General features: G+C 72.0%; 16 protein-coding genes and 2 tRNA genes. 8 read left to right on the forward strand and 10 right to left on the reverse strand.

All coding sequences use genetic code 11. The annotated features are described in order from the left end of the window. The first annotated feature begins 5 nt into the window (after positions 1 to 5). A complete protein-coding gene (gene rsgA, locus SCK26_RS13115; RefSeq protein ID WP_318201482.1) occupies positions 6 to 1,016 on the forward strand; it encodes a ribosome small subunit-dependent GTPase A in 1,011 nt (336 codons plus the stop codon). Positions 1,017 to 1,101: 85 nt separating this feature from the next. Beyond that, on the forward strand, positions 1,102 to 1,425 hold the full coding sequence (locus SCK26_RS13120; protein ID WP_318201483.1) for a DMT family transporter: 324 nt from the start codon (positions 1,102 to 1,104) through the stop codon (positions 1,423 to 1,425). On the opposite strand, the gene SCK26_RS13125 is transcribed toward SCK26_RS13120, so the two are convergent. Further along, positions 1,422 to 2,033, reverse strand: a complete 612-nt coding sequence (locus tag SCK26_RS13125) for a helix-turn-helix domain-containing protein (protein WP_318201484.1) — start codon at positions 2,031 to 2,033, stop codon at positions 1,422 to 1,424. The two genes, SCK26_RS13120 and SCK26_RS13125, sit on opposite strands and share 4 nt — an antisense overlap. A gap of 216 nt (positions 2,034 to 2,249) precedes the next feature. Between SCK26_RS13125 and hisN the strand changes: the two genes are divergently transcribed. Next, positions 2,250 to 3,050 (forward strand): histidinol-phosphatase, encoded by an 801-nt coding sequence (gene hisN / locus SCK26_RS13130; RefSeq protein ID WP_318201485.1) that lies wholly within the window; start codon positions 2,250 to 2,252, stop codon positions 3,048 to 3,050. Positions 3,051 to 3,193: 143 nt separating this feature from the next. Continuing rightward, a complete protein-coding gene (locus SCK26_RS13135) occupies positions 3,194 to 3,589 on the forward strand; it encodes a cyclic nucleotide-binding/CBS domain-containing protein (protein WP_318201486.1) in 396 nt (131 codons plus the stop codon). 65 nt (positions 3,590 to 3,654) lie between these two features. On the opposite strand, the gene SCK26_RS13140 is transcribed toward SCK26_RS13135, so the two are convergent. Beyond that, the gene (locus SCK26_RS13140) at positions 3,655 to 5,109 is read right to left on the reverse strand and encodes a catalase (protein ID WP_318201487.1); all 1,455 of its coding nucleotides are present in this window, start codon (positions 5,107 to 5,109) and stop codon (positions 3,655 to 3,657) included. Between the two features lie 145 nt (positions 5,110 to 5,254). Between SCK26_RS13140 and SCK26_RS13145 the strand changes: the two genes are divergently transcribed. Beyond that, a complete protein-coding gene (locus SCK26_RS13145; protein ID WP_318201488.1) occupies positions 5,255 to 5,671 on the forward strand; it encodes a Fur family transcriptional regulator in 417 nt (138 codons plus the stop codon). Positions 5,672 to 5,852: 181 nt separating this feature from the next. Here the strand turns inward: SCK26_RS13145 and SCK26_RS13150 are convergent. The 4 genes from SCK26_RS13150 to SCK26_RS13165 form a co-directional block, all read right to left on the reverse strand. Then, positions 5,853 to 5,926: transfer RNA gene (locus tag SCK26_RS13150), tRNA-Met, on the reverse strand. Between the two features lie 68 nt (positions 5,927 to 5,994). After that, complete coding sequence (locus tag SCK26_RS13155) at positions 5,995 to 7,821, reverse strand: sel1 repeat family protein (RefSeq protein WP_318201489.1); 1,827 nt, start codon at positions 7,819 to 7,821, stop codon at positions 5,995 to 5,997. Between the two features lie 210 nt (positions 7,822 to 8,031). Then, positions 8,032 to 8,105: transfer RNA gene (locus tag SCK26_RS13160), tRNA-Met, on the reverse strand. A gap of 41 nt (positions 8,106 to 8,146) precedes the next feature. Further along, positions 8,147 to 11,092, reverse strand: a complete 2,946-nt coding sequence (locus tag SCK26_RS13165; protein WP_318205996.1) for a UPF0182 family protein — start codon at positions 11,090 to 11,092, stop codon at positions 8,147 to 8,149. Positions 11,093 to 11,256: 164 nt separating this feature from the next. On the opposite strand from SCK26_RS13165, the gene SCK26_RS13170 reads away from it, so the two are divergent. Continuing rightward, positions 11,257 to 11,799, forward strand: a complete 543-nt coding sequence (locus SCK26_RS13170) for a PPA1309 family protein (protein WP_318201490.1) — start codon at positions 11,257 to 11,259, stop codon at positions 11,797 to 11,799. A 70-nt stretch (positions 11,800 to 11,869) separates the two neighbouring features. On the opposite strand, the gene SCK26_RS13175 is transcribed toward SCK26_RS13170, so the two are convergent. From SCK26_RS13175 to SCK26_RS13190, 4 genes are all read right to left on the reverse strand, one after another. Beyond that, positions 11,870 to 12,967, reverse strand: a complete 1,098-nt coding sequence (locus SCK26_RS13175; RefSeq protein WP_318201491.1) for a PDZ domain-containing protein — start codon at positions 12,965 to 12,967, stop codon at positions 11,870 to 11,872. A 50-nt stretch (positions 12,968 to 13,017) separates the two neighbouring features. Then, positions 13,018 to 13,191 carry a hypothetical protein gene (locus SCK26_RS13180; RefSeq protein ID WP_318201492.1) on the reverse strand — a complete coding sequence of 58 codons (174 nt, stop codon included), beginning with the start codon at positions 13,189 to 13,191 and terminating at the stop codon, positions 13,018 to 13,020. A gap of 162 nt (positions 13,192 to 13,353) precedes the next feature. After that, a complete protein-coding gene (locus SCK26_RS13185; protein ID WP_318201493.1) occupies positions 13,354 to 13,815 on the reverse strand; it encodes a molybdenum cofactor biosynthesis protein MoaE in 462 nt (153 codons plus the stop codon). 127 nt (positions 13,816 to 13,942) lie between these two features. Beyond that, positions 13,943 to 15,055, reverse strand: coding sequence for an SDR family oxidoreductase (locus SCK26_RS13190; protein ID WP_318201494.1), 1,113 nt, complete (start codon positions 15,053 to 15,055; stop codon positions 13,943 to 13,945). Positions 15,056 to 15,245: 190 nt separating this feature from the next. Here SCK26_RS13190 and SCK26_RS13195 point away from each other — a divergent pair, with 190 nt between their 5' ends. Together SCK26_RS13195 and SCK26_RS13200 are read left to right on the forward strand one after the other, a co-directional pair. Continuing rightward, positions 15,246 to 16,706, forward strand: coding sequence for a zinc-dependent metalloprotease (locus SCK26_RS13195; protein WP_318201495.1), 1,461 nt, complete (start codon positions 15,246 to 15,248; stop codon positions 16,704 to 16,706). Next, the gene (locus tag SCK26_RS13200) at positions 16,703 to 17,224 is read left to right on the forward strand and encodes an NUDIX hydrolase (protein WP_318201496.1); all 522 of its coding nucleotides are present in this window, start codon (positions 16,703 to 16,705) and stop codon (positions 17,222 to 17,224) included. Before SCK26_RS13195 ends, SCK26_RS13200 begins: the two co-directional genes overlap by 4 nt. Positions 17,225 to 17,266 lie beyond the last annotated feature (42 nt).

Raw genomic sequence — 17,266 nt, forward strand, 5'->3', positions numbered from 1 at the left:
ACACCATGCGCCGCTACGGCAAGCACACCGACGAGGACGACATCCGCAGCCGCCCCAACCGCAAGGGCAACCGGCCGCGCACGCACATCCGGCCCAAGCACGAGGACGCGGCCGAGGGCATGGTCCTCACCGTCGACCGGGGACGGCTGACCTGCCTGGTGGACGACCGGCCCGTCCTGGCGATGAAGGCCCGCGAGCTGGGCCGCAAGGCCGCCGTCGTGGGCGACCGGGTGGCCCTGGTCGGTGACCTGTCCGGCAAGAAGGACACCCTCGCCCGGATCGTCCGCATCGAGGAGCGGTCGTCGGTGCTGCGGCGCACGGCCGACGACGACGATCCCTACGAGCGGGTGGTCGTCGCCAACGCCGACCAGCTGGCCATCGTCACCGCGCTGGCCGACCCCGAGCCCCGTCCCCGCCTCATCGACCGCTGTCTGGTCGCGGCCTACGACGGCGGCCTGGAGCCGCTGCTGGTGATGACCAAGTCGGACCTGGCCCCGCCGGACAAACTGCTGGAGCTGTACGGCGCCCTGGACATCCCCTACGTCGTCACCAGCCGGGAGGAGCTGGAGAACGGCGACGCGGCGGACCGGGTGCGCGCCCACCTGGGCGGCAAGATCACCGCGTTCGTGGGGCACTCGGGCGTCGGCAAGACGACCCTGGTCAACGCGCTGGTGCCGCGGGAGCGCCGGCGTACGACGGGACTGGTCAACGCGGTGACGGGCCGGGGCCGGCACACCACCACGTCCGCGCTCGCGCTGCCGCTGGCGGGCGACGGCGGCTGGGTGGTCGACACCCCGGGCGTCCGTTCCTTCGGGCTCGCCCACATCGACCCGTCCCGGGTGATCAACGCCTTCCCGGATCTGGAGCCGGGCACGGCGGGCTGTCCGCGGGCGTGCGGCCACGACGAGCCGGACTGCGCGCTGGACGCGTGGGTGGCGGACGGGCACGCCGACCCGGCGCGGCTGTATTCGCTGCGCCGGCTGCTGTCCACGCGGGAGCGCCGGGAAGGCGACTGAGTCCAGCGTTGTTTGCCCGAGCACCAGTCCGGTGAGTGCATAATCGCACCGAGCCGGAGATCCGGATCCAATGGGAGGACCGCACATGGCGTGGCTGCTGGTCATAGTGGCCGGATTTCTGGAGACCGGTTTCGCCGTGTGCCTGAAACTCTCGCACGGTTTCACGCGCCTGTGGCCGACGATCGCCTTCGCGTCGTTCGCCCTGGGCAGCTTCGGTCTGCTGACCCTGTCCCTGCGCAAGCTGGACGTCGGCCCCGCGTACGCGGTGTGGACCGGGATCGGCGCGGCGGGCACCGCGATCTATGGCATGGTCTTCCTCGGCGACCTGGTGTCCACCTTGAAGATCGTCTCCATCAGCCTGGTCATCGTCGGGGTGATCGGGCTCCAGCTGTCGGGCTCCGCGCACTAGGGCCGCGCCGGCCGGACCAGGTGGCGCGGGAGCACCGCCCGGACCAGTTCCGCGATGCCGCCCTCGCCGGGCGGGACCGCCACACAGGACAGGGCGAGGCGGACCACCAGCTCGCAGCAGAGCAGCAGTTCGACCGGGGCGGCGCCGGGAGCGGCCAGCGCGGCCGCCGCGCGGTCCCGGACGATCCGCACGAAGTCGCGGGGCGCGGGCAGCGCTCCGTCCGCCCGGCGCTGGGCCGGCACCGTGGCGGTGGAGTGCGCGGGGCTGAGCGGCGGGCTCGGCAGCCGCTCGGTCCAGCAGCCGGTGAGCAGGGCCCGCACCAGCACGTTGTCCCGGGCCGCGGCGGCCGTCCACTCGGCGGTGGCGGTGAGCCGGTCACAGGGCTCGGCGCTGCCGGCGAGGGCCCGCTCGACACCGGCGAGGTAGCCGTCGGCCTCCCGCCGCACCAGCGCCCGCGCCAGGCCGTCCTTGCTGCCGAACTCGTTGTACAGGGTCTGCCGGGACACACCGGCCCGCGCGGCCACGTCGACCATCCGCACCGCGGACCACGGCCGGCGCGCGAGCGCCGCGTAGGCGGCGTCCAACAACGATTCCCGGGCAGCAGGCATCCGCGCCTCCCTGGGCCGCAGCGACTTAGCGCCCAGGTTTGACGGGGTTGTATGCACTGTCAAGGGTTCGCGGGGGGTACGGGGGCGCACGGTGGCGTACGAGAGGTGGTGACCGCCGGTCCACGGGCCCCGGACGGGACCGGACCGCCGTGGCCGCGCCCGCCCCGTACGGCCCCCTGTGGCCGCCCACCGGCCTCGGCGGATACCGTTCGTCACATGCCCGACTACCTCGACGACCTGCGCCTCGCCCACGCCCTCGCGGACGCGGCCGACGCCGCCACCACGGCCCGCTTCCAGGCCCTCGACCTGAAGGTGGAGACCAAGCCGGACATGACCCCGGTGAGCGAAGCGGACAAGGCGGCGGAAGAGCTGATCCGCGGCCGTCTCCGGCACGCCCGCCCCCGGGACGCCGTCCTCGGCGAGGAGTACGGCGTCGAGGGCACCGGCCCCCGCCGCTGGGTGGTCGACCCGATCGACGGCACCAAGAACTACGTCCGCGGCGTCCCGGTGTGGGCCACCCTCATCGCGCTGATGGAGGAGGGCGAGGACGGCTTCCAGCCGGTCGTCGGTGTCGTCTCCGCCCCGGCGCTCGGCCGCCGCTGGTGGGCGGCGAAGGGCCACGGCGCCTTCGCCGGCCGCGACCTCGCCTCCGGCCTCCCGGTCCGCGTCTCCCGCGTCGGCAGGCTCGCGGACGCCTCCTTCGCGTACTCCTCGCTCTCCGGCTGGGAGGAGCAGGGCCGCCTGGACGGCTTCCTGGACCTCGGCCGCCAGGTGTGGCGCACGCGTGCGTACGGCGACTTCTGGCCGTACATGATGGTCGCGGAAGGCTCCGTGGACATCTGCGCCGAACCGGAGCTGTCGCTCTGGGACATGGCCGCCAACGCGATCATCGTCACCGAGGCGGGCGGCACCTTCACCGGCCTCGACGGCCGTCCGGGCCCGCACGGCGGCAACGCGGCGGCGTCCAACGGCCTGCTGCACGAGGAGCTGCTGGGGTATCTCGGCCCGCGCCGCTGAGCGCCGGCATGCCCCGCGCGCGCCGTCGACGTGCGGCGCGCGCCCTCTTGTTGACCCTCCCTTTGCCTGCCACCCTGGGCCCACCCCACTTGTGAACAAGTGAATCCCGAGGTTGCGCGGGATTCCCAGGAGGTGGCCCCTTCATGCTCGTCCGTGACGCCATGAGCACGGTGATCCTCACCCTCGGCCCCGCCCACACCCTCCGTCAGGCAGCCACCCTGATGTCGGCCCGCCGTGTCGGCGCCGCCGTGGTCCTCGACCCGGACGCCGGCGGCATCGGCATCCTCACCGAACGCGACATCCTCGTCTCCGTCGGCCTGGGCCAGAACCCGGACGCCGAACCCCTGCACGCCCACACCACCACCGACATCGTCTTCGCCGCCCCGACCTGGACGCTGGAGGAGGCGGCCCGCGCCATGGCGCACGGCGGCTTCCGGCACCTGGTCGTGCTCGACCGCGGCGAGGTGGCCGGGATCGTCTCGGTCCGCGACATCGTGCGCCGCTGGGCCCCGGCCCGGGAGCCCGCCTCCGCGGCCTGAACGCGCGAACGGGCCGGACCCAGAGCACCATGGGTCCGGCCCGTCCGGCCGCGAGGACGGCCGGCTCAGCCGCGCAGCGCCTGCACCGCGGCCTCCAGCCGCTTGCCGAAGTCGGCGTCGGCGTTGCGGAAGTTGCCGATCGCGCGCTCGGCGATGTCTCCGCGCGAGACCTTGGAGAGGAAGCCGGCCAGGTTGGCGACCAGGCGCTCCTTCTCCGGCTCGGTCATCAGCCGGTAGAGGTTGCCGGCCTGGACGAAGTCGTTGTCCTCGGCGTGGACCGGCGTCGGGTGGTTGCCGGTGCCGCCGGTGAGGCCGTCGACCGGCTGCCACAGCGGACGGCCGGTCTGCTGCGGGCCGCCGAAGCTGTTCGGCTCGTAGTTCTTCTCCCCGCCGTGCCGGCCGTCGTAGAGGAAGCCGTCCCGGGAGTTGGTGCGCGCCTCGGTGGCGTGCGGGCGGTTGACCGGCAGGTGGTCGGCGTTGATGCCGACGCGGTAGCGGTGGGCGTCGCCGTAGGCGAACAGCCGGCCCTGGAGCATCTTGTCGGGCGAGGGGCCGATGCCGGGCACGAAGTGCGCCGGGGAGAAGATCGACTGCTCGACCTCGGCGAAGATGTTCCGCGGGTTGCGGTTCAGCTCCAGCTTGCCGATCTCGATGACCGGGTAGTCCGCGTGCGGCCACACCTTGGTCAGGTCGAACGGGTTGAAGCGGTAGGTCGCCGCGTCCGCCGCCGGCATGATCTGCACGCCCACGGTCCAGCTCGGGAACTCGCCGCGCTCGATCGCCTCGCGCAGGTCGCGCTGGTGGGAGTCGGGGTCCTTGCCGGCGAGGACCTCGGCCTCCTCGGCGGTGAGGTTCTTGATCCCCTGGTCGGTCTTGAAGTGGTACTTGACCCAGAAGACCTCGCCGGCCTCGTTGTTCCACTGGAAGGTGTGCGAGCCGAAGCCGTCCATGTGCCGGTACGACGCCGGGATGCCGCGGTCGCCGAACAGCCAGGTCACCTGGTGCGTGGACTCCGGCGACAGCGACCAGAAGTCCCACACGTTGTCGGCTTCCTGGCTGCCGGTGTACGGGTCGCGCTTCTGGGTGTGGATGAAGTCGGGGAACTTGATCGCGTCCCGGATGAAGAAGACCGGGGTGTTGTTACCGACGAGGTCGTAGTTGCCCTCCTCGGTGTAGAACTTCAGCGCGAAGCCGCGCGGGTCGCGGACGGCGTCCGCCGCGCCGAGGTTGCCGGCCACGGTCGAGAAGCGCAGGAAGACCTCGGTCTGCTTGCCCACCTCGGAGAGGAACGCGGCGCGCGTGTACGGGGTGACGTCCGCGGTGACCGTGAAGGTGCCGTACGCACCGGCACCGCGCGCGTGCACGACCCGCTCCGGGATGCGCTCGCGGTTGAAGTGGGCCAGCTTCTCCAGCAGCAGCTGGTCCTGGACGAGGACCGGCCCGCCCACGCCCGCCGTCTCGCTGTTCTGGTTGTCGGCGACCGGAGCCCCGGCCTCCGTGGTGAGCGGTCCCTGCGTCACGTGCGCCTCCTGCGTCATCACTGACTAGTCCTGTCCTGTGGCCAAAGCCGTTCTCGATCCTACAATGGACTTTGTCTAAGTCAAGTGATGATCCAAAGTCACACCTATTCCCAACCTAGGGACCCTTCCTGTTAGGCTGGTGGCCATGAGCGACCTTCTGGAACGGCTGCGTGGACGCGGATGGCGGATGACCGCGCAGCGGCGCGTGGTGGCCGAGGTCCTGAACGGCGAGCACGTCCATCTGACCGCCGACGAGGTGCACGCGCGCGCCGTCGCGAAGCTGCCCGAGATCTCCCGGGCGACCGTCTACAACACCCTGGGCGAGCTGGTCTCGCTCGGTGAGGTGCTGGAAGTCGCGACGGACAAGCGTGCCAAGCGGTACGACCCGAACGCGCACCGGCCGCACCACCATCTGGTGTGCGCCCGCTGCGGCGCGATCCGCGACGTCCACCCGAACGGCAACCCCCTCGCCGACCTCCCCGACACCGAGCGCTTCGGCTTCACGGTGTCGGACGTCGAGGTGACGTACCGGGGACTGTGCCCGGACTGCGCGGGCGCCTGACCGGAGCGGCATCTCGCGTGACACGCGGCACAAGGGGGCGAAAGCCCCCTTTTTTGCCGCCTTTTTTCGCCACCCGGACCGACGGGCCACCCGAGTTCTTCCACGGCCCGCCGTCCGAGCCCGGACGCCGGAACGACCGAGGGCCGGAATCCGTTTCCGGATTCCGGCCCTCGGCCTTCAGTAGCGGGGACAGGATTTGAACCTGCGACCTCTGGGTTATGAGCCCAGCGAGCTACCGAGCTGCTCCACCCCGCGTCGATGAATAAGACACTACGTGACTCTTGCTCCGGGATGCAAATCGCTTGTCCGGTACGTGTCCGGGGTCACGCCGACAGCTCCTCCCGCAGCGCGTCGCGCAGCCGGCCCGCCCGCTCGGCCACCTCCGCCGGACCCAGCTCCACCGCCCGGTCGGCCCAGCGCTGCCCCTCCGCCAGCTCGCCGCGACGCGCGTAGACCAGGGCCATCCGCAGAGCCGCCCGCCCGTGGCCGGCGTCGGCGGCCCGGGTCCACCACACCGCCGCCTCCGGCTCGCTGCCCTCGCGGGCGAGCAGCAGTCCGAGGTTGAAGGCGCCGTTGCGGGAGCCGGCCTCGGCCGCCGTGCGGTACCACCGCGCCGCCTGCACGACGTCCCCCCGGGCGGCGGCCAGCATCCCGACCCGGACCTGCGCCCGCCGGTGCCCCTGGCCGGCGGCCCGCTCGTACCACTCCTCGCACTCGGTCTTCTCGTGCACGATCTCCCCCAGCTCGTGCGCGGGCTCCGGCGGCCGGCGCGCGTCGAGCAGGGTGGCCAGCCGGTATGCGCCCTCCGCGCTGCCGCCCCCGGCGGCGCAGCGCAGGTGCCGCTCGGCCTCCTGTTCGTCGCCCTCGCGCAGCCGGGCGATCCCGACCTGCAGCGCGGCCTCGGCGTGCCCGGCGGCGGCGGCCCGCTCGTACCAGCGCAGGGCCATCCGCTCCTCGCCCCGTCCGGCGTAGAGGATGCCGAGGTTGAACGCGGCGTCCACGCTTCCGGCCTCCGCCGCCTTGGAGAACCACGGCTCGGCCCCGGACGTGTCGCCACCCTGGAGCAGCAGGATGGCCAGCGCGTTGGCGGCCTCCCGGTGCCCGGCGTAGGCGGCCCGCCGGTACCACTGCTCGGCCTGTGCGGTGCGGCCCTGCTCGGCGCAGAGCAGCCCGAGGTTGTAGGCGCCGTTGTCGTCACCGGCGTCCAGCGCGGCCCGGTACCAGCGCTCGGCGGTCTGGGTCTCGCCGCGCTCGGCGTGCAGCGCGCCCAGCGCGTTGGCCGCGTTGCCGTCGCCCTCCTGGGCGGCGCGCAGCCACCAGACGGCGGCGCTCTCGGTGTCGCCGGCGTCGCGCAGCAGGAAGCCGAGGGCGCAGGCGGCCCGCGGCTCGCCGTCCTTGGCGGAGGTCAGGTACCACCGCCCGGCCTCCCTCAGCTCCCCGCGCCGCTCCAGGATCGCCCCGAGCTGGAGCGCGGCCTTGCGGTGGCCGCGCGCGGCGGCCTGCCGGTACCACTGCTCGGCCTCCGCGGCACCGCTGTCGGAGGCGCTCGCCTCTCCGGGCCGGTCCTCCTCCTGTCCGGTGGCCCGGTCGAGCGCCCGGGCCAGCCGGTAGGCGGCCTCGCGGTGCCCGCGTTCGGCGGCGGAGCGCATCCAGTGCCGGGCGCCGGCGTCGCCGCGGTGCTCCAGCAGGTCGGCGAGGGCGTAGGCGCCGAGGACGTGGCCCTGCTCGGCGGACTGGCGCAGCCAGTACTCGGCGGCCGGCTCGTCCCCGCGCTCGCGGTGGTAGCGGCCGAGGGCGTGGGCCGCGGCGGCGGACCCGGCCACGGCGGCGATCCGCCACCAGCCGGCCGCCTCCTCCGGGTAGCCGCGCTGGTGCAGCAGGACGCCGAGGTTGTTGGCGGCGGCCCGGTCACCGGCCGCGGTGGCGGCGCGCAGATGGGGCTCGGCCGCGTCCAGGTCGCCGCGGCGCAGCAGCATCGCGCCCAGGACACTGGCCGCCTCGGCGTCACCGCTCTGCGCGGCGAGCGCCAGCCGCGTCTCCTCGGCGGCCTCCCCCATGTCCGCCAACTCGTCGCGGGCCGACTCCGTACCCGAAGGCTGCACAAATCGCCCCGACTCGAACAGAGTTGCCTTGTCCCCCATAACGTCCATCGTCGCACCACCCGCAACCTGGGTACACCCGGTATACCGCAGCAGCCCGTGAGGTCACTTCGGCGTTTTGTCGACATGCCCACAGAGAGACAAGTCAAACACACACCGCCCAACTCCCCACGGCGGCGCGGCCGTCCTTCTTCCCGGCACATGAGTTCGCACACCACGAAGGCCCGGATCCCTTTTCGGGATCCGGGCCTTCGACTTCAGTAGCGGGGACAGGATTTGAACCTGCGACCTCTGGGTTATGAGCCCAGCGAGCTACCGAGCTGCTCCACCCCGCGCCGTTGCCTGTCAACAGTACCACGGCGCGAGGGCGCTTTGATCAACTCTTGTTCTTCTCGCCGTTCTTCCCGTCGGCCTGGTCGCCGTTCTTCCCGCCGGCCTTCTCGCCGTTCTTCCCGGCGGCCTTCTCGCCGGCCTCGGTCTGGGCCCGCTCGGCCTGCTCCAGCGCGTCCCGGAGCTGGTCCTGCGCCTTGGCGTACGCGTCCCAGTCCGGCCCGTCCTTCAGCGCCCGCTGCCCGGCGTCGAAGGCCTTCTGGGCGTCCTGGAGCGCCTTGCGGACGGTCGGGTCGCCGGTGCCGGGCGGGTTCCCGGTCCCGGACCCCGGTGGCCTGGTGGACGGGCTCTTCGAGCCGAAGACCTTGTCCAGCGCCTCGCCGAGGGTGTTCTCGAACGCGGTCTCGGTTCCGTAGGTGACCAGGACCTTGCGCAGCAGCGGCAGCCTGAGTCCGCCGCCGCGGACGTAGACGGGCTCCACGTACAGCAGTCCGCCGTCCAGCGGCACGGTCAGCAGGTTGCCGTACTCGATGTCGGAGTCGCCGCCCTTGAGGAGCTTGAGCGAAGCGGCGATCCTCTCATTGGAGTTGAACTTGCTCTGCACCTGTTTGGGCCCGTCGACCGTCGTCCTGGTCGGCAGTTTCAGGATTCTGATCTTGCCGTAGTCGCTGGTGCCGGCCTCCGCGTCGACGGACATGAACGCGGCCAGGTTGTCCCGCCCGTTGGGCGTGAACGTCGTCGACAGCGAGAACGCCTGCTTGTCCTGGTCCGGCATCTTCATGCTCAGGTAGTACGGCGGCACCGCGTTGCCCGACTTGTTGGTCGGGTCGTTGGGCACCTGCCAGACCTCGCTGCCGGTCAGATACGTCTCGGCGTCCGTCACGTGGTAACGGGTGAGCAGTTCGCGCTGCACCTTGAACAGGTCCTGCGGGTAGCGCAGGTGGTCCATCAGGTCGTCGGAGATCGCGCTCTTCGGCTGCACGGTGTCCGGGAACGCCTTCATCCAGGTCTTCAGCACCGGGTCCTCGGTGTTCCACTGGTAGAGCTTGACCTCGCCGGTGTAGGCGTCGACCGTCGCCTTGACCGAGTTGCGGATGTAGTTGACCTGGTTCTGCTGGGCCACCACCGCGCGGGAGTTGTTCGTCGCGGTCAGCGAGTCGGCCGTCGTGTCGCCCAGGGTCGTACGGGAGGAGTACGGGTAGCCGTTGGTGGTGGTGTAGGCGTCGACGATCCACTGAATGCGGTCGCCCACGACCGCCGGGTAGGCGTCGCCGTCGATGGTCAGCCAGGGGGCGACCGCCTCCACGCGCTCCTTGGGCGTGCGGTTGTACAGGATCCGCGAACCCTTGCCGATCGCGCCCGAGTACAGGATCTGCGGCTCGTTGAAGGTCAGCGCGTACGCGGCCCGGTTGAGCGGGTTGTCGAGGTTGACGCCGCTGTCGCCGCGGTACCTGGTCGGCTTCTCGGCGTCGTTGTCGGAGTAGTCGATCTCCTCCTGGGGACCGCCGACGATCGAGTAGGTGGTGGTCTTCTCGCCGTAGTAGATCCGCTGCTCATAGGTGCCGAGGTCGCCCTTGGACGGCAGGTCGTACTCGGTGAAGACCGGCTCGCCGCCCTTGGCCTCGGTGCCCTTGGCGGCCACGACGCCGAAGCCGTGCGTGTAGCGGAAGTGGTCGTTGATCCAGTTGTGCTTCGGGACGCCGGCCAGGTCCAGTTCGCGCAGCCCGATGACCGTGTCCTGTTCCTTGCCGTCCTTGCCGGGGTACCGGTCGACGTCCAGGTTGGCCGGGAAGCCGTAGTAGTTCTTCATCTCCTGGCGCTGCTGGAACGTCGGCGAGACGATGTTCGGGTCGATGATCCGGATGCTCGCCGCGTCGTTCGCGTCGCCGCGCAGTTTCTCCTTGCCCGAGGTCGTGGGCTCGCCGTCGTAGGCGGTGACCTTGGTGTCGTCGATGCCGTACGCCTCGCGGGTGGCCTTCAGGTTCTTCTGGACGTACGGCGCCTCCTTCGCCTGCTCGTTCGGCTGGACCTGGAACTTCTGCACGATGGCCGGGTACAGGCCGCCGATCAGGATCGCCGAGAGCACCATCAGGCCGAAGCCGATGACGGGCAGCTGCCAGGTGCGCCGCCACAGCGTGGCGAAGAACAGCAGCGCGCAGATGACGGCGATGCAGAACAGGATGGTCTTGGCCGGCAGATAGGCGTTGGCGTCGACATAGCGCAGGCCGGTCCAGTTGTCGGTGGCCTTGAAGTCGCTGGACTTGACCGCGAGGCCGTACCGGTCGAGCCAGTAGGCGACCGCCTTCAGGGCGACGAAGATGCCGAGCAGCACCGACAGGTGGCCGGTCGCGGCGGCGGTGGCCCGCGTGCCCGGGCTGGTGATGCGCAGCCCGCCGTACAGGTAGTGGGTGAGCGCGGCGGCGATCAGGCACAGGACGGTGGCGGCGAAGCCGAAGCCCAGCAGGAAGCGGTACCAGGGCAGGTCGAAGGCGTAGAAGGCGACATCGAGGTGGAACTGCGGGTCCTTCTGGTGGAAGGGGACGCCGTTCACCCACATCAGCCAGGTCCGCCACTGGCCCGCCGCCGAGGCGCCCGCGATCAGCCCGACCAGGCAGGTGACGGCGAGCAGCAGCCACTTCTTGTACGGCGCGATGCCCATGCGGTAGCGGTCCAGGCTCTGCTGCTCCAGGGACATGGCGCTGAGCGGGGGCCGCAGCCGGTGCGCGAGCCAGATGTTGAGGCCGACCACGGCCGCCATCAGCAGGCCGAAGACGAAGAACAGGCCGATCTTCGTGGACAGGGTGGTGGTGAACACGGAGGAGTAGTGCACCGACCGGTACCAGAGCCAGTCCGTCCAGAAGCCCGCGAACATGGTGAACACCATGCCGAGGACGGCGAGGACACCCAGGGTCACGAGCAGCGCCCGGACCTTCCGGGACGGGCGGCCTGCCCTGATCCGTGGCCCCGTCGGGCCTCCGCCGCGGTCCGGCATCTGGAAAGCCAAGGTGCGCCCCTCGAAGTTCGCTGTCGTTCCGTCAGGCCCTCGGGTTCGCGGGCCCACCGTGGCCCCTCGTGATCGCGGGCCCACACCTATGCAACTTACTCACGGTTTACTCGGTTCCCGATTCCGGGCGGGAACGAGGCAGGATTGTGACCATGTCCAACACTCCCATGGCAGCGAGCCCGCTCACCCGGGCCGTACTCGAGATCGACGAGTACGTCTCCGGCCTCGGCTGGGACCGGCCCGCTCGCCTTTTCGCCCTCGTAGACACCGCACGGCTGCGGGCTCAGGAACCTTCGCTCGCGGCTCAGCTGGGCCTCGGGGACGAGTCCGAGACCGTCGGTCTCACCCCGATCGAGCAGGACGAGGTCCCCTCCGGCAAGCCGCTGGACGAGTTCCTCGCCACCATCGCCTGGCCCGACGCGGTCACCGGCTGCGCGCTCACCGTGGAGCGGCTGATGCTGCCGCCGTCCGCCGAGACCCAGGTCCCCTCCGACCTGGACGAGGTCCGGCTGGCCGAGTGGGTCGCCCGGCACCCCGCGCGCCAGGAGGTCCGCATGACGGTGGCCGTGCTGCGCGACGGCAGCCGCGAGTCGGCGCTGCGGCTGCGCGAGAAGGACACCCCGACGGAGGTCCTGACCGGTCCCGACCTGGTGCCGGGCCTGGCGGACGCGCTGGCGGCGACGTTCGCGGACTGATCCGTCCGCGGTACGGCACCGGGGGCGCCCCTCGTCCACGGGAGGCGCCCCCAGCCGTGCCGCGGCCCGCTCAGCTCTTGGCGGCGCACTTCGGCAGGGCCGCGGTGTCCCCGCCGCGGATGTCCTCGAGCGCGTCCAGCGCGTCGCCGATGGTCTTCACCTTGACCAGGGTGAGGCCGTCCGGGGTGTCCTTGGCCGCCGCCGCGCAGTTGTCGGCGGGCGTCAGGAAGTACCGGGCGCCCTTGTCGCGCGCGCCGACGGTCTTCATCTCGATGCCGCCGATCGGGCCGACCGTGCCGTTGTCGTCGATGGTGCCGGTGCCGGCGACGAACGCGCCGCCGGTGAGGCTGCCCGGGGTGAGCTTGTCGTAGATGCCGAGGGCGAACATCAGGCCGGCGCTGGGGCCGCCGACGTCGGCGAGCTTGATGTCGACGGTGAACGGGAAGGTGTGGTCGGTCCCGGCGGAGATGCCGACGATGGCCCGCTTGGCGCCGCTGTCGTCGGAAGCGCGGGTCGTGATCGTGATGTCCCGCGTGCCGGCCGCCGGTCTGTGGGCCTTCTCCGCGGCGGCCTGCTCCTTGGCGGGGACGATCGTGAAGACGACGTCCTGGCCGGGCTTGTGCTTGGTGACCAGCTTGGCGACGTCGCCCGGCTTCCCGACCGCCGTGCCGTCCACGGCCTTGATCACATCGCCGGCGTGCAGCCTGCCCTCGGCCGGGGAGCCCTTGACGACCGTGGAGACGATCACCCAGGACTTCACCGGGATGTGCAGTTCCTTCAGGGCGGCGACCTTGGCGCTCTCCTGGGACTGGCTGAACTCCTCGGCGTTCTCCTGGCTGGACTGCTCCTCCGTCTTGCCGTCCGGGTAGAGCGTGTCGTGCGGCACGATCTTGCTGTCGTGGGCCAGCCAGCCGTAGACGGCCTCGACGAGGTTCATCCGGAAGTCGGCACCGGTGACCCGCACGGTGGTCATGTTCAGGTGGCCGTCGGCCGGGTACGTCTTGTGTCCGGAGATCTGCAGCACCGGCTCGCCGTCGTGCTCCCCGAGCGTGTTCACGGTGGGGCCGGGGGACATCTCCGCGTACGGCACGGGGATGAGCACTCCCGCGCACAGGAGCGCGATCAGCATCAGGGTCGAGGCGAGCATCGTCACGGTGCGGCGTGGCATGCCTCGACAGTACGGGACGCTCCTGTCGGCGCGCCGTCAGGGCACCGACGTCACGCGCCGCGCGCGCCCGGCCGGGGCTTCTCCATGGCCTCGCGGAACCGGGCGTACCCGTCCAGCTCGGGACCGTCGCCGCGCACCTTGCGGGTCCGGTTGGCCCAACTGCCCCAGAGTCCGCCGCCGACCGCGGCCATCAGCGGAATCAGCAGCCAGACAAGCACCCCCATGCCGACCTCCTACGCCATGAGCGTCCGCAACTGACTGATCAGCAGATTAACCATCCGCACGGACAACGCTCACGCCAGGGTGCCGGTTACGCAACCGGAGAGGGCGGTGCGCCGGACGTGCACGGGGAGACGGCCGGCCGGTCGCGCGGGCTCCGGCCCGGATCAGCAGGCCCCCACCCACTCCTCGGTGCCGTCGGAGAACTTCTGGTGCTTCCAGATGGGCACCTCGTGCTTGAGGTCGTCGATCAGCTTGCGGCAGGCGTCGAAGGCCTCCGCGCGGTGCGGGCACGCCACGGCGACGACCACGGCGAGATCCCCGACCCGCAGGTCGCCCACCCGGTGGACGGCCGCCAGCGCCCGCACGGGATGGTCGGCGGCGACCTCCTCGGCGATCCGCCGCATCTCGGCCTCGGCGCTGGGGTGGCAGGAGTAGCCGAGGGCGTCCACGTCGGCGCCGCCGTCGTGGTTGCGCACGGTGCCCACGAACAGCGCGATGCCGCCGGCCGCCGCGTCCCCGACGGCGCGGAAAACCTCGTCCACGGAGAGCGGTGTCTCCCGGACGGCGATCAGCTTGACGGGATCCGCAGCCGCCCGCTCGCCCGGGTGGTCGTTCGTGAGTGCCATGCGCCCATCGTGCCCCACGGGTCCGGCATCGGGGAATACGACGTTCGGCAGCACGCGCGCGGGACGGTTTGGAGGCTTCTACAGAGGACCGGCGCCGGCCGGCGCGCAGGGCCCCGGCCCGGACGCCTCAGACGCGCCGCCGCGCCTTCCTGGCCCGCCGTACGACAGCCGCCGCGCCCAGCAGGGCCACCGTCGCGCCCGCCGCGCCCGCCGCCGTCGCGTCCTTGCGTCCCAGGCGCCGCCCGACGACCGTGCGCCGCCCGGACACCTCCTCCAGCAGCTCCGCCAGCACCTCCTCGTTGGTCCACTTCGGCCGCCATCCGGCGTCGTGCAGCCGGCTGCCGCTGACCACCCAGGGGTACATCGTGTAGGCCAGGTCACCCGCCGGGGACGGGGTGAGCCCGATCCGGTGCAGCCGGGCCGCGGCGCCGAGGGCGACCGCCGACGGCAGCTCCATCCGCCGGATCCCGCTCAGCTCCTCGACCTCCTCCTGCTCCAGCCACCCGTCGCAGCCGACGGCCAGTTCCCCGTCGGCCTTCTCCAGCACGGCGTACTCCAGGGCGCTGCACAGGTCCTCGACGTGGCAGAACTGCCACGCGGGCCGCGACCCGGCCACGACCAGCAGCCGCGGCGACTCGAAGTACCTGGTCAGCGCGGTGTCGGTACCGCCGACCAGGACGGCCGGCCGGACCACGGTGACGTTCAGCCCCGGATGCGCGCGCGGGGCGCGCCGGGCCAGCCGCTCGATCTCCAGCAGGTCGCCGACCCCGGTCGCCTCGGCGGTGGCGCGCAGCTCGGCGTCCTCCGAGAGGGGAAGTTCGTTGTCCGGCAGCGCGCCGTAGACCATCGCCGAGGTGCACAGCACCACCCGGCGCACCCCGGCCGCCGCGGCGGCCGTCAGCACGGTCTGGGTCCCCCGGACGTTGTAGGCCGTGCGCGCCGCCGGGTCGGTCTCCAGATCGAGGTCGAGGGCGAGGTGGACGACCACGTCGGTGCCGCGCAGCTTGTCCGCGATGGCCGGGTCGCGCACGTCGAGGATGTGCCACCGGGCCTCGGCGCACTCGCCGCGCCGCTCGTCGATCGCGACGACCTCCTTGATCTCCCCGGAGGCGGCGAGCCGCTCGGTGAGCAGGGCGCCGACCCCGCCGGCCGCGCCGGTCACCGCGACGACGGGCCCGCGCACGGCGGGAGAGGTTGAACGGTTTCGCGCTGCGCGAACCTGCGGATCTGGGGAACTCACCGGGCGTCTCCAGCGGTTGTCTTCAGTACGCGCGCGAGTGACGCGTACGTACCAGGTGCATCCATCCTGCCGCAGGCCTTCCGCAGGCGAAGCACCGAGGCCCGATCGGGTCCGGGTGTCTACGCTGGGTGGTGTTGTCGGGCAGCCGCGCCACCGGTGGAACCGGTGGCCTTACCAGCCGAGGAATCCCGTGAGTGACACCCCATTCGGTTTCGGCCTTCCGCCGGAGGAGCCGGAGGACGGCGACGAGGGCAAGAAGAAGGACCAGCAGAGCGGTGGTGGGCAGGGACCGGCGAATCCGTTCGGTTTCGGCGGCCTGCCCGGAGCCGGCGGCTTTGGCGGCCCCGGCGCCGACAACCCGCTCGCAGCCATGTTCGGCTCGCTGAACCCCAGCGACCTGGGCGCGGCCTTCCAGCAGCTCGGCCAGATGCTCTCGTACGAGGGCGGGCCGGTGAACTGGGACATGGCCAAGCAGATCGCACGCCAGACGGTCGCCCAGGGCGCGCCGGACGGCACCAAGGACGCCAGCGTCGGCCCGTCCGAGCGCCGGGCCGTGGAGGAGGCCGTCCGCCTGGCCGACCTGTGGCTGGACGACGCGACGTCCCTGCCGTCGGGTTCCGCCTCGGCGGTGGCCTGGTCCCGGGCGGAGTGGGTCGAGGCGACCCTGCCCGCCTGGCAGGAGCTGGTCGACCCGGTCGCCGAGCGGGTCGGCGCGGCCATGGGCGATGTCCTGCCGGAGGAGATGCAGGCCATGGCGGGCCCGCTGATCGGCATGATGCGCTCGATGGGCGGCGCCATGTTCGGCACGCAGATCGGGCAGGCCGTGGGCGTGCTCGCGGGCGAGGTCGTCGGCTCCACCGACATCGGCCTGCCGCTGGGCCCGGCCCGCAAGGCCGCCCTGCTCCCGGCCAACGTGGAGGCCTTCGGCAAGGATCTGGGCGTGCCGCAGGAGGAGGTGCGGCTCTACCTCGCCCTGCGCGAGGCCGCCCACCAGCGTCTGTTCGCGCATGTGCCGTGGCTGCGCTCGCACCTGTTCGGCGCGGTCGACGGCTATGCGCGCGGCATCAAGGTCGACACGGCCAAGCTGGAGGACGTGGTCGGCCAGTTCGACCCGCAGAACCCCGAGCAGTTGCAGGACGCGCTCCAGCAGGGCATGTTCCAGCCGGAGGACACGCCCGAGCAGAAGGCGGCCCTGGCCCGCCTGGAGACCGCTCTGGCGCTCGTGGAGGGCTGGGTGGACGCGGTGGTGCACGCGGCCGCGAAGCCGCGCCTGGGGTCCGCCGACGCGCTGCGCGAGACGCTGCGCCGCCGGCGCGCGACCGGCGGCCCGGCGGAGCAGACGTTCGCCACGCTGATCGGCCTGGAGCTGCGTCCGCGCCGGCTGCGCGACGCCTCCCGGCTGTGGGCGTCGCTCACGGACGCGCGCGGGGTCGACGGCCGGGACGGTCTGTGGGCCCACCCGGACATGCTGCCCACCGCGACCGACCTGGACGACCCGGACGGTTTCGTGCACCGCGAGCAGATGGACTTCTCCGAGCTGGACAAGATGCTCGGCGAGGCGGCGGGCGGCGGCCACGGCAAGCCGGACCTACGCAAGAAGGACGACGAGGCCGAGGACGCCGACGAGGGCAAGGGCGACGACGCCGAGTGAGCCTGTACGACGACGCGGTCCTGGTCCTGAAGGGGTACGAGGACCAGGAAGAGCTGCGCCGGTCGTACCTGGACCACCTGGCGGCCCACCCGGACGGCATGTGGAAGGCGTGTGACGCCGGCCACGTCACGGCCAGTGCCCTGGTCGTCGATCCGGAGCGCGGCCGGGTGCTGCTCACGCTGCACCGCAAGCTGCGGATGTGGCTCCAGATGGGCGGCCACTGCGAGCCGGGCGACCCGACCCTGGCGGCGGCGGCCCTGCGCGAGGCGACGGAGGAGTCCGGGATCCGGGGCCTGGCCCTGCTGCCCGGCGGTCCGGTGCGGCTGGACCGGCATCCGATCCCGGCGTCCTGCAACCGGCACTTCGACGTCCAGTACGCGGTCCTGGCCCCGCCCGGCTCGGTGCAGGAGATCAGCGAGGAGTCCCTCGACCTGCGCTGGTTCGCCTACGACGAGGTGGCCGACGTGGCCGACGCGTCGGTCGTGCGCCTGCTGGAGGCCACGCGCGCCAGGCTCTGAGGAGTGACCGACTAGGTAAGGGGCGGCCGCCCGGCGATCGCC

The sequence above is a fragment of the Streptomyces sp. SCL15-4 genome (assembly GCF_033366695.1).
GTDB lineage: Bacteria > Actinomycetota > Actinomycetes > Streptomycetales > Streptomycetaceae > Streptomyces.